The organism is Prevotella communis, assembly GCF_022024175.1.
GTDB lineage: Bacteria > Bacteroidota > Bacteroidia > Bacteroidales > Bacteroidaceae > Prevotella > Prevotella communis.
The window spans coordinates 597,279-610,757 of the sequence record NZ_CP091794.1 but is presented as its reverse complement, the minus strand read 5'-3'; the positions used below and the strand labels follow the sequence as shown (position 1 = coordinate 610,757).

The following is a 13,479-nucleotide window of genomic DNA, read 5'->3' as shown; positions in this document are numbered from 1 at the left end:
TCTATAATTGATGCGCAGATACTCATACATACTATTAATGGTCGTCGTCAGCCTGCTGATGACGGCTTGTTCTGTGCAGAAAAACACGGCCAAGAGTCGCTTCTGGCAATCATTCACGGCGAAATACAACACTTACTATAATGGCTCGCAAGCCTATATCGACGGCTCCAGGGAGAAAGAGAAGGGCAACAAGGACAACTTCACCGAACAGTTGCCCCTCTTCACCGTTGGCAACAAGAACAGTCGTTCGATAGGAAAAGGTAATTTCGACCGTTCTATAGAGAAGATGGAGAAAGCCATCAAGCAACACTCTATCAAGGTCAAGCCCGAATGGAACAAGACACGCAGGAAGACCGCAAAGGACAAGGAGTGGCTAGGACGCAGGGAGTACAACCCGTTCCTGTGGAAGGCATGGCTCATGATGGGTCAGGCCCAATACCAGAAAGGTGAATTCGAAGAGGCCGCTGCCACATTCAGCTACATGTCACGCCTCTACCTGACACAGCCCATGGAGAACGCCATCGCCCGAGCATGGCTGGCCCGCTGCTATACTGAGCTCGACTGGATTTACGATGCCGAGGATGTGATCCGCAACATGAGCCGCGACTCCATCCATTACCGGGCACAAAACGATTGGGACAATGTCTATGCCGGCTATTATCTGAAGACTGGCGAATTTGAAAAGGCTATCCCCTATCTGCGCAAGACCATCAGGCACGAGCACCGCAAGACACAGAAAGCCCGTGAGTGGTATATCATGGGCCAGATACAGACGGCTATCGGCAAGCGCGAGGAAGCCTACAAGGCCTATCAGAGGGTGATACGCCAGAATCCGCCCTACGAACTGGAGTTCAATGCCCGTATTGCCCAGACCGAGGTCATGGCAAAGGGCAACTACAAGAAAATGATCAGTCGTCTGAAGCGCATGGCACGCTCAGACAACAACAAAGACTATCTGGACCAGGTTTATTACGCCATTGGCAATATCTACCTGATGCAGAAAGATACCACACAGGCTATCGCTGCCTATGAGAAAGGCAATACGAAAGCCACACGCAGCGGTATAGAGAAAGGTGTGCTGCTGCTTAAACTGGGCGACCTCTACTGGGTGCTCGAGAAATACAATGATGCGCAGCGCTGCTATGGCGAGGCTATCGGACTGCTTGACAAGGAACGTGACGACTATGAGATGCTGTCCAAGCGCTCAAAAATCCTTGACGAGCTGGTACCGTTTACCGATGCCGTCCACCTGCAGGACTCCCTGCAGGAGTTGGCCAACATGCCCGAGAAAGACCGTCTGGCAGCTATCGACCGTGTCATTGAAGCACTGAAAAAGAAAGAAAAGGAGGAACGTGACAAGGCCCTTGAGGCCGAGGTGGAGCGCGTCCAGCAGAAGCAAGGTGCCGTGGGTAACCGCAACCAGGCCACCCGTCCCACCACCCCACAGTCGACTACCCCCACCAACGGTCAGTGGTATTTCTACAACCAGATGGCCGTGAACCAAGGTAAACAGACGTTCCAGAAACAATGGGGCAAGCGTGAGAATGCCGACGACTGGCAGCGCACGAACAAGACCGTTGTAGGTAATCTGAACATGGAAAGCGCACAGGAAGTTCCCGATAGCCTGGGCAGTTTGGAAAACCCGGAGAACTCGGATGTTGCGGAGAGCCAAGACAGTCTTTCTGCCGAGGCCGACACACTGGCCAACGACCCGCACAACCGCGAGTACTACCTGGCACAGATACCCTTTACCGACGAACAGAAAGCCGAGAGCGACCTGATCATCATGGATGGTCTGTATAATGCCGGCGTTATCTTCAAGGATAAACTGGAGAACTACGGTCTGGCCGAGAAGCAGCTGACCCGCCTGACTTACCAGTATCCCACCTACGAACAGATGGACAAGGCCTGGTATCACCTCTTCCTGCTCTACTCCCGCAAGGGACAGACCGACCTTGCCGACAGTTGTCTGGCACGCATGAAGGAAAACTACCCGGAAAGTGAGTTGACCATCCTGCTCAGCAATCCCTATTTCGAGGAGAACGCCCGATTTGGCGAACATATAGAGGACTCCATCTATGCTGCCACCTATGATGCTTTCAAGGAGGGCAGACATGACGTCATCACGGCCAATGCCAAGCTATCGGCCGAACGTTTCCCCTTGGGCGAGAACCGTCCGAAGTTCATCTTCCTCAACGGACTCAGCCTGCTGAACCAGGGCGATGCTTCCGGTTGCGTGGCAGAACTGAAGACCGTGGTTGAGAAATATCCGAAGAGTGAGGTGTCCGAGATGGCCGGCATGATTATCAAAGGCGTACAGGAAGGTCGCACGCTGACTGGCGGCACCTTCGACATTGACGACTTCTGGTCGCGCCGTGACCTGACCATAGCTCAGGACTCCACCTCAACCGACACCCTTTCAGCCGACCGCAACGTACCGTTTACCTTCCTGCTGGCATTCCAGCCTGATTCCGTCAACGAGAACCAGTTGCTCTACGAGATGGCACGCTTCAACTTCTCCAACTTCCTGGTGCGCAACTTCGACCTGGAGATAGAGCGCCAGCAAGGCTTTGACCGCATGATGATTCGCGGTTTCATGAATTTCGACGAAGCCCAGCAATATGCCCGACAGCTGTATCAGTCGGACACCATGTCGCGCATGTTGCGCCATTGTCGCAGCCTGGTCATCAGCGACCACAACCTGACGCTCATTGGCACCCGATTCAGTTATAAAGACTATGACGAGTTCTACGAGCGCACGTTCATGCCGCTGCAAATCAGCAATGAGGAACTGCTCAATATTCCGCCTGACCTCCAGATTATCGACCCCGAGGATGCTGAACCCGAGGTCAAGGAAGAGGAGGAAGAAACTGACGATACAGATGATTTCGACCTTTGGTAAACACTAAATAACGACAGAAAAGTATGACTAACGGACATCTACTATGGGTTGACGATGAGGCAGAGTTGCTCAAGGCCCACATCATCTTTCTCGAGAACAAAGGCTACGAGGTGACCACCGTATCCAATGGTACGGATGCCATAGACCTCTGTCAGCAGAGTTCCTTCGACCTGGTATTACTCGACGAGCAGATGCCAGGTCTCAGTGGCCTGGAGACCCTGCAGCGCATCAAGCAGATATCGCCGTCTACCCCCGTCGTCATGGTGACCAAGAGTGAAGAGGAGAATATCATGGAACAGGCCATCGGACAGAAGATTGCCGATTATCTCATCAAGCCTGTCAACCCCAACCAGATTCTCCTGGTCCTGAAAAAGAATATCCACCGCCGCGAGATTGAGACGGAAGTGACGCAGAGTCAGTATCAGCAGCAGTTCCAGCAGATTGCCATGCAGATCATGGACTGTCGTACCTGGCAGGACTGGGTTGAAGTCTATAAGCAGCTGGTCCACTGGGAACTGCAGCTCTCAAGCACCGACTCACAGATGACCGATATGCTGGCCATGCAGAAAGAAGAGGCCAACCTGGGATTCACGAAGTATATCAAGAAAAACTATCTGGACTGGATAAAAAAGCTCTCCCCCAGCCCCCTGATGTCACCCGAAGTCTTCAAGACAAAGGTATTCCCGCTGCTCAATAACGGCGAGAAGGTATTCCTGATTGTCCTTGATAACTTCCGCTACGACCAGTGGCGCATGTTGTCGCAGGAGATCGGCGACCAGTTCGATATTGAGGAAGATCTCTATTGCAGCATCCTGCCCACGGCTACGCAGTATGCCCGTAATGCCATCTTCAGTGGACTCATGCCCAACAAGATTGCGGAGATGTTCCCCGACCTATGGGTTGACGAGGACGAGGAGGAGGGCAAGAACCTGAACGAGGGACCGCTTATCCAGACACAGCTGGAGCGTTACCGCCGTCACAACACGTTCTCGTACCATAAGATCAACACCTCATCCGAGGCCGACCGTTTCATCCAGCAGCTGAAGTCACTGGAACGCAACGACCTCAATGTCGTCGTCTTCAATTTCATCGACATGCTCAGCCATGCACGCACGGAGTCCAGGATGGTACGCGAGCTCGCCAACAGCGAGTCGGCCTATCGCAGCATCACGCTCTCCTGGTTCCGCCACTCCGTCATTGCCGACTTCTTCCGCCAGTTGTCACAGACTGACTATAAGATTATCGTTACCACGGACCATGGCTCTATCCGATGCACCAAACCCGTGAAGATTGTGGGCGACCGCAATACGAATACCAATCTGCGTTACAAACTGGGTAAGAATCTCAGCTACGACTCCAAGGATCTCTTCGTTATCAAGAATCCCAACGAGGCGCTGCTGCCACAGCCCAACCTCTCTACCAGTTATGTCTTCGCTACCGGCGACTCGTTCTTCGCCTACCCCAACAACTACAACTATTACGTATCCTATTATAAAGATACCTTCCAGCATGGAGGCATCTCTATGGAAGAGATGATTATCCCGCTGATTACCATGACAGGAAAGAAAAGATAATATACAATATGGAAATAAAGATTCAAAACATAGACACAATCCGCGAGTCAGCTCGTGAGTTTATACAGAACATCGGTGAACATAAAGTGTTTGCCTTCTACGGCAAGATGGGCGCAGGAAAGACCACCTTCGTCAAGGCTATCTGTGAGGAACTGGGTGTTGAGGATGTCATCACCAGTCCCACCTTCGCCATTGTCAATGAGTATGAGGCTCATGATCAAAGCATCTTCCACTTCGACTTCTACCGCATCAAGCGCCTGGAGGAAGTCTATGACATGGGCTATGAGGATTATTTCTACAGTGGTGCCCTCTGTTTCATTGAGTGGCCCGAGCTCATCGAAGACCTTCTTCCCGAAGATGCCGTCAAGGTGACCATCACGGAAAATACCGACGGCACCCGCACCGTTACATTCTAACAGGCCCTCATCACACCTCCCCAGAATATGCAAAGACTACTTGCCCTGCTTTTCGCGGTTTTGCTTTCAGCGGCTCCCATGGCGGCTCGTAGTCCCGTGCTCGGCGATTTTGTCGCTGAGGCATCCATGCAGTCCGACCTCCTTCAGATGCTGGCCGACTTTGCCACCTATATGAAGCACGATTTCCAGGACTGTGCAGCCCCCAACAGCATTGGTGAGGCCTGCGGCTGTTTCAAGGGTGAGCATACCATGGCCAATGATGAGCGCGGCGTGCGTCCTAATGCCGACCTGTCGATGATTTGTGCCTTCCTGAGCAAATACGGCAAGGGGAAGGTGAGTCTCCCCGCCGACGTCACCTGGACAGACATCGAGTCCATGACCATGAAGAGCCTTGTCTTTGCCTATTCCACCCACAAAGCCAACAAACTGAAGGTCTGCTCCGGTAATAACTACTGGGGCTCCACGTCATCAAGCGATGCCGTATGGGAGAGTTCTCTCTGGGCTATGTCGGTGGCCTATAGCGCCTTCTTTCAGTGGGACAAACTGAGCGACACGCAGAAAGACTATATATACCAGCTGCTGAAGGCTGAGTGCAACTACGAGTTGCACCGCACCATCCCCACAGGCTATGCCGGTGATACCAAGGCCGAGGAAAACGGATGGGAAGCCGATGTGCTGGCAGTCACCCTGGGCCTTTTCCCCAACGACCCGCTGGCTCCACAGTGGTTCGAACGCCTGCGCGAGTTCGCTATCAACAGCTACTCCCACAAGGACGATGCCACGGACGCCACTGTTATCGACCCCACATACGATAACAAGACCGTGAAGGACCTCTATAAAGGGCAGAACCTCTATGACGACTTCACGCTCCAGAACCATAATTATTTCCACACCTCCTATCAGAATGTGGTCATTCAGGAACTGGGCGAGGCTGCCCTGGCCCTGAAACTCTTCCAACAGGAACTTTACGGTACAGAAAAATGGCATACCAACGCCCTGATGCATCATAATGACAAGGTGATGCAGGAGGTTCTCTATTGGCTGGCACTCAGCGATGGCGAACTGGCCATGCCCAACGGTAACGACTGGAGCCTGTTCCTTTACGACCAGATTACCTCCTACTCCACCAACGCCTGTTTTCTGCGCGATCCGCATGCGCTGATGCTCGAGAACCTGGCGTATAAGATGATCAAGCACCGCCAGCAGACCACCACAGACGGCTCCTGGCTCCTGCGCGCTGACGTCGGTGCCCGTCGCATGGGCGTAGAGGCCCACCGTGTCATGATGACATGGCTGATGCACGAGGTACTCTCCACCGCCAGTCTCACACCCACCCGCTGGGAAGATTTCACCCGCGAATATAGCGCTGCGAAGATTCTGTCTTCGCAGGACATCGTCCGAGCCGCCACCCCCGACCGTTTCACCTGTTTCTCATGGAGCCAGGGTCTGCGCAGCTACACCGGCTATATCAGCCCTCAGACCTCAGACCTCCGCCCTCAGACATCCAACCTCATCGTCCCCTTCCGTGCCAACAACACCGGCAATTTCCTTGGCTGGTACGAGGTTCAGGGCAAGAAGACCAATGCCACACCCATCGTTCCTGGCATCTATGACCTCCACGGTAACAGTTATGTGATGAATGGGGAAATTGACACTAACGACGGCACCCTCAACAACCGCTTCGCCATCTACTCCACCCCAGGTAATGCGGTCATCTATATAGATAATGTACGCGCAAAGCAGCCCTGCACCATCACAGCCGAGAAAGGCGGGCTCATGGCTATCAGCGTGGACGAGATGACAAAGACCACCCGCACCCTCTATACAGCCGATGGTACACAACAGTCAGACGGCACCTCACTGACACGCATGAGCGGCCCGTGGGTGAATATCGACAATACGTTTGGCATCATCACCACCGGCAACAAACAGATAGCCTTCGGCGAACGCGCCAACAACAACTCTATCATGACGGCACGTCTCTACACCTCCTACTCCGGGGAGCCCCGCACCGTTGGGCAAGACCAGTTGGTTGACCGTCGCGCCATTATCTACTATTCAAACACCGATGCTGCATCAACAGCGCAATTATCCGACGCCTGTCAGCAACTCTCCACGCCTGAAGGATGGAGTGGCATCATGGCAGCCGACCCAGATAGTACGCGCTATCTGCTGCTCAGCAACTTTTCCGGACAACGTGCGTGCAGACTGAAAAATGTCAACACCCGCTATGGCGCTCCTGTCTTCACCGCCAAGACAATGATTTCCAAGAGTGGTTCAGCCGTCACATTTACTGCCGACCAGAATCACTCCATTGCCAATACCATGAAGTTCTTTATCAGTGGCGCGGATGTCACCGCCATACAGGATGCCAATGATCCAAGCATCATCTATTTGTATAATAATACCAACGAAAAACAAAAAATCCTGATTACCGCAACAGAAAAAGGTCGCTGTTTTACAAAAGAGGTAAAACTAAACACAAAATCACTCAAAGTTTCCCTAAAAGACGGTAAAATAAGGGTTTTTAAGGGCACATTTTAGTGTGTGAGACATAAAAAAAAACAAATGTAACATAACAAAAAGCGGCGTAAACAATTATCCCGTATATTTGCACCCGAAAGCCAAAGGACCTAAAAACCTACTAGTAAACCAAAGGACCAAAAACCTTACTTGTAAGCCAAAGGACCAAAACCTAACATGTAAACCAATGTAATTATTAACCATATTTTTTAACTTATTATTAACTTACAAACATGAGAACTATTACTAAATCTTTAGTAACGCTCCTGCTGCTATTTGTAGCGGGTTCGATGAGTGCTCAGTCTCTCAAGGTCATCTTGGAACGAGACTACAGTACAACAGATTCTTATCCGTACTATTGGATGGGTGACAAAGATGGCGATGCCGCAAAACAACCATTCTTCTGTAATGGTACAGCTGTCGTTGAAATCACCGATGGTGCTCTTAGGATCGCAAACAATGAAGTTCAGGCCAACAACTATGACCTGCAGCCATTCGTACTTGACTGGTTCAACACCACCGAAGGCGAGGACTATGTGATTCGCGTATGGTTGAAAGCCGAGATGGATGGTTCTGCCAACCTGTCTATCGGCACATGGGGCACAAGTGGCAACGCTACCCTCGAGTTTAAGCAGTCCGACGATTATGTGATGTATTCAGTCAACCACACTGCAGCCGTAACATCTACAGGAAACGACGAGCACATCCTTTGGCAGATGGGTAGCACAGTAGGTACCGTTTACATCCAGAAGATTCAGATTCTGCAGATGGGTGAGGACAAGCCTGTTCTGTCATCTTGGGGTACTTGGAAGCCATTGATCAACAACAGCGACATGGAAGGTGACGACGTAAGCAGCTTCTTCGCTAAGATTGACCGTGACGGTACAGATCCTGTTCCCAACGCAGTGATTTCAGACGGTGTTGGTGTTGATGGTAGCCGTGGTATTATGGTTGCTGCAACAGAAAAAGTTGAACAAGCTTGGGACAACCAGTTCTGGTTCCGTTTCAATGAGCCTTTGGAGGCAAATACCCAATATCGCGTTAAATTCGACTATAAAGCAGACCTCTCTGGCGATGTAGCAACACAGGCTCACGCTGCTCCTGGTGACTATATCCACTATGAATTGCTTGGTAACATCAGCTTTACCGGCGACTGGCAGACCTACGAGAAAAATGATCTCAAGGTGACAAGTAGTCAGGCAAAGAATGGCAATGGTAACAAGTTCCAGTCTGTAGCATTCAACCTGAACGATATCGCAGATGCTAACAATTACTATTTCGACAACATTTACGTTGATGCTTACGAGCCTCAGATTGATGTTCAGTATGGTGAAAATGGTAGTATCAAGATTCTCTTCCCCTATTATGTAAACACCTGCCGTCTGATGGTTCAGCACGCTGGTGGTAAGCGCCGTCTGATTCTCCCCAACGAGATGTTCAAGGTGACTGTTAATGGTAAGGAGGCTGAGTTCGAGTCTATTGAAATTGATGTCACTGGTGCTATCCTTGTCTTCATCAGCGAAGACTGGGCTGCAGACAACGGCTGCGAATATCTGAGTGAGGACGATGAGATTGTCGTAACCTTCAACAACCTTGAGGGCGACTATAACATCTTCAATATTGACACCAACGAGAAAGTTGAAGCCTTCACACAGAACGGCCGCTTCAACGAAGAACTGGACGAACTGCCCTTCACCTATGGTGCACCTGAGATGATGACCAGCGATCCTGAGGAAGGTTCATTCAACCTGCCCAGCACTATCAGCGAGTTCAAGCTCACATTCGATAAGAAGGTTATCGTCAACAAGATTGAGGCTAAACTGGACAATGAGACCCTGAAAGCCGAGGCTGAAGAGGAATTCTCAACAGACATCACGCTGAAGCGTACCTCTGACAAAGCTCTGGCCGATGGCGAGCACAAGATTACGGTTACCCAAATCTTCGCAGAACAGAACTTGGGCAGTAACGACTACTCTTCTTGCGAAGTAAACTTCTCTACTGGCACAAAGGTATCACAAGATCTGTTGGATGCTATCGCAGCTGCTAAGACCGTATTAGATAATACTAACGATGCTCGTTACGCTGGCACAGCTTACACCAATTTGGATGCAGCTATCACTAAGTACACCACCGAGGCACCTTCTTACACAGCTCCAAGCGTTATCGATGCTGCTATGCTTGACCTGAGCAACCTGTCAAAGGCTCTGAACGCTCACAAGACACTCGTTGACGAGTACGACGCAGCCAACCAGAAGATTCAAGACCTTGCATTGGAACTCGCTGAGAGCAAGTTCAACGGCACCGATCTGTATCAGCAGTTGAAAGAACTTGCAGCAAAATTTGCTGGTAAGGAACTGACCGACGATGAAGAACTGACCGCAGCAAACAATGAGCTGAAGCCTATGGCCGACCTCTGCGCTAACATGTTCACTGAAGGTGAATCAAAGAACGGTGATGCCGGATTCAAGGTACTGACAGACCGTATCCGTCGTGGTGTTGAAGCGCTGAAGAACTTCGGATATGATGACGAAGATCCTCTGATTGTAGCAGCTAACAACCTGATCTCTGACGACGACAATATTGCAGACCAGATTAAGGTTGCTTTGACAAAGAAGATTTACGAAGGCATGAAGGATCCTGAGGCCTTCTTCCCCACTATTGACCTTGACGAGGAGACTGGAAAAGAGATTAAGCAGTCTTACGACCTGAGTGTATTCGTTAAGAATCCTAACATGTACGCAATGCTTCCAAGCAAGGGCTTCTCTGAAGAGAACATGCCTGGTTGGTCAGTAGTTAAGGGCAATCCTGGATTCTGGGGTACTGGTGGCGACGGTTGGGGTAACCCACGTAACATCGAAGGTCTGCCTGAGGATATCGCAGTAACCGTTTACCACTCTGAGGCACAGGTTGAACAGACCATTACAGACCTTCCCGTAGGTATCTACAACGTAACTCTGTATGGTACTGACTGGGGTAACCAGAAGGGTGACTATGACGACGAGACTGGCGAATGGTCTGGTAAGGACGCATTAGGTTTCGTATATGCTAAGACATCTGAGACACTGGAGCCCGCAGAAGGTGAGACTGCTGATCGCGAACTCAACTTTGCCGCTACCGCTACCATCGAGGCTGCCAAGCATCATGGTCTGAGCGAGTACAGCATGGATCTGGCTCATACACTGGAAGATATCACCGTAACAGACGGTAAGCTGACTCTCGGTTTCTACTATGGCAACGACTCACAGTACTTCTTCGGTGATGTGAAGCTGGATTTGGTAGGTGCAGTATCTGGATTTGACTACAGAAGAGCCGTTGATACAATCGAGACCAATATCAACGAACCCGCAACTGCAAAGGTTCGCGCTCTGCAGCTCTACGATCTGAACGGACGTCGTATCGTGACAGCCCAGAAGGGTATCCAGATTGTGAAGAAGATGATGAGCGACGGTACTGTCAAGACTCAGAAGGTTATCAAATAACCTACCCTACTCATAAACATTCGCCCCCAGGAGCATCCGCTCTTGGGGGCGTTTTTAATTTCAGGGGAATTTCAGGGGCTAGGAGCGCGTTTCTCTGTATAGAGGCATAAGATATCACAAAGAGCAGAGGAAAGCCTTATAGGGGCTTAAAAATACCACAAAAGAGCACGCAAGCCTAAAACAGGATAAACTAGGAAAGACAAGTTAGAACTAGAAAGACTAGTTAGAACTAGTTAGAACTAGTAAAACTAGTAATAACTAGAATCTACTAGTTACCCCTCAGTTTCTACCAGGCATAAAAAAAGATCCGCATCGTGTGATGCGGACCTTCATATCAGAGATATTGTTTCTATTGATCGAAACCTTATTCAGCCTTCGGAGCCTCTTCGGCTGCGGGTGCCTCGGCAGCAGCTTCTTCAGCCTTAGGAGCCTCCTGAGCAGGAGCCTCGGCCTTAGTAGCCTTACGAGAACGACGAGTAGCCTTCTTCTTGGTCTCAGTCTTTGCCATTTCGGGATCGAAGTCTACGAGCTCGATGAAGCAGATCTGAGCAGCGTCACCCTGACGGGTACCCAGCTTGATGATACGGGTGTATCCACCGGGACGGTCGCCAACCTTCTCACTTACAGTAGAGAAGAGTTCCTTGATAGCTTCCTTGTTCTGAAGGTAGCTGAATACTACACGACGTGAGTTAGTTGAGTCCTCCTTAGCCTTAGTGATCAGGGGCTCAACATACTTCTTGAGGGCCTTTGCCTTGGCCACGGTCGTAGTGATTCTTTTGTGCATGATCAGCGAGATGGCCATGTTGGCAAGCATGGAAGCGCGATGCGATGCAGTACGACCGAGATGGTTGAATTTCTTATTATGTCTCATTTTTCTTTTTACTTTTTTTTATTGGGCAATCTTCATATCATCAAAACGATATTACTCCTTGTCCAGTTTATACTTTGAAATATCGGTTCCAAACGACAGATTCAGACTCTCGAGCAAATCATCAAGCTCAGTGAGCGATTTCTTACCAAAGTTACGGAACTTCAGGAGGTCAGTCTTATTGTACTGTACGAGATCACCAAGTGTCTCTACATCGGCAGCCTTCAGACAGTTCAGGGCACGAACAGAGAGGTTCATGTCAACGAGCTTGGTCTTGAGCAACTGACGCATGTGCAGTACCTCCTCATCAAACTCCTGGTTGCCCTCGACATCGTTGGTCTCGAGGGTAATCTTCTCATCAGAGAAGAGCATGAAGTGATAGATAAGGATCTTAGCAGCCTCTTTCAGGGCGTCCTTTGGGTGAATGGAACCATCCGTTGTGACTTCCAGCACGAGCTTATCGTAGTCGGTCTTCTGCTCAACGCGGAAAGGCTCTACTGCGAATTTCACGTTACGGATAGGAGTGTAGATAGAATCGATGGGAATGACATTCACGTCAGTGCAGAACTCACGGTTCTCATCTGAAGGAACGTATCCACGACCTTTGTTAATGGTCAGATCTATCTGCATTGAAGCCTTAGAGTCGAGATGACAAATCACCAAATCGGGATTTAACACTTCAAATCCAGTCAGATACTTGCCGATATCACCGGCCTTGAACTCGGTTGAATTCTCGACGGTGATGCTGACTTTCTCGTTCTCGAATTCTTCAACTATTTGCTTGAATCGAACTTGCTTCAGATTCAAGATAATGTTGGTAACATCTTCCTTTACACCAGGAACGGATGAGAACTCATGCTCTACACCAGCAATACGGATGGTGTTGATGGCATAGCCCTCAAGCGATGAAAGGAGTATGCGGCGCAGGGCGTTACCGATGGTTACACCGAAGCCCGGCTCCAACGGACGGAATTCGAACTTGCCGAATCGCTCGTTGGCTTCCAACATTACCACTTTATCGGGTTTTTGAAATGCTAATATCGCCATTAATTCAATGATTTTGATTAGTTCTTAGAGTACAACTCAACGATTAACTGCTCCTTAATGCTCTCGGGGATGTCGGCACGGTCAGGACGGTGTAAGAACTTACCGGCCTTCTGATTCTCGTCCCACTCGATCCAGGGATATTTGCTGTGATTGAAACCAGCCAGAGCGTCACCGATAACTTCGAGAGACTTAGACTTCTCACGAACACCGATCACCTGACCAGCCTTCACAGAGTACGAAGGAATGTTAACTACCTTACCATCAACAACGATGTGACGGTGACCTACCAGCTGACGGGCAGCGGCACGGGTAGGAGCAAGTCCCAGACGGAACACAACATTGTCGAGACGGCACTCCAGCAACTGCAGCAGCACCTCACCGGTGATACCGTCAGCCTTTGCAGCTTTCTCAAACAAGATGCGGAACTGGCGCTCAAGCACTCCATAAGTGTACTTGGCTTTCTGCTTCTCTGCCAGCATGACAGCATACTCCGACTGCTTGCGGCGGCGGTTATTGCCATGCTGTCCAGGAGGGAAGTTTCTCCTAGACAAAACTTTGTCAGCGCCGAAGATGGGTTCACCAAAACGGCGTGCAATTTTAGATTTCGGTCCAATATACTTTGCCATATACTATAAAAATGTTTCGTTATTACGTTATATCGTTATTACGT

At 50.1% G+C, this 13,479-nt stretch carries 8 protein-coding genes; 5 read left to right on the top strand and 3 right to left on the bottom strand.

Annotation, left to right across the window (positions count from 1 at the left end):
- Positions 1-10: 10 nt before the first annotated feature.
- The 5 genes from porW to L6466_RS02370 all read left to right on the top strand — a co-directional run bounded on the left by porW (position 11) and on the right by L6466_RS02370 (position 10,894).
- Positions 11-2,902, top strand: coding sequence for a type IX secretion system periplasmic lipoprotein PorW/SprE (porW, locus tag L6466_RS02390; RefSeq protein ID WP_237802207.1), 2,892 nt, complete (start codon positions 11-13; stop codon positions 2,900-2,902).
- Between the two features lie 23 nt (positions 2,903-2,925).
- The gene (gene porX, locus L6466_RS02385; RefSeq protein ID WP_091818954.1) at positions 2,926-4,476 is read left to right on the top strand and encodes a T9SS response regulator signal transducer PorX; all 1,551 of its coding nucleotides are present in this window, start codon (positions 2,926-2,928) and stop codon (positions 4,474-4,476) included.
- An 8-nt stretch (positions 4,477-4,484) separates the two neighbouring features.
- Complete coding sequence (tsaE, locus tag L6466_RS02380) at positions 4,485-4,892, top strand: tRNA (adenosine(37)-N6)-threonylcarbamoyltransferase complex ATPase subunit type 1 TsaE (RefSeq protein ID WP_237793475.1); 408 nt, start codon at positions 4,485-4,487, stop codon at positions 4,890-4,892.
- Between the two features lie 27 nt (positions 4,893-4,919).
- The gene (locus L6466_RS02375; protein WP_237802208.1) at positions 4,920-7,436 is read left to right on the top strand and encodes a hypothetical protein; all 2,517 of its coding nucleotides are present in this window, start codon (positions 4,920-4,922) and stop codon (positions 7,434-7,436) included.
- 212 nt (positions 7,437-7,648) lie between these two features.
- Positions 7,649-10,894: a hypothetical protein gene (locus L6466_RS02370; protein ID WP_237802209.1), complete on the top strand. Its 3,246-nt coding sequence runs from the start codon at positions 7,649-7,651 to the stop codon at positions 10,892-10,894.
- Positions 10,895-11,258: 364 nt separating this feature from the next.
- Here the strand turns inward: L6466_RS02370 and rplQ are convergent, their stop codons facing one another.
- Genes rplQ through rpsD form a run of 3 tightly spaced genes read right to left on the bottom strand, consistent with a single transcriptional unit; the run spans position 11,259 to position 13,435 of the window.
- A complete protein-coding gene (rplQ, locus tag L6466_RS02365; protein WP_091818950.1) occupies positions 11,259-11,765 on the bottom strand; it encodes a 50S ribosomal protein L17 in 507 nt (168 codons plus the stop codon).
- A gap of 51 nt (positions 11,766-11,816) precedes the next feature.
- Positions 11,817-12,809: a DNA-directed RNA polymerase subunit alpha gene (locus tag L6466_RS02360; protein WP_091818949.1), complete on the bottom strand. Its 993-nt coding sequence runs from the start codon at positions 12,807-12,809 to the stop codon at positions 11,817-11,819.
- A gap of 17 nt (positions 12,810-12,826) precedes the next feature.
- Positions 12,827-13,435: a 30S ribosomal protein S4 gene (gene rpsD, locus L6466_RS02355; protein ID WP_091818948.1), complete on the bottom strand. Its 609-nt coding sequence runs from the start codon at positions 13,433-13,435 to the stop codon at positions 12,827-12,829.
- Positions 13,436-13,479: the final 44 nt, after the last annotated feature.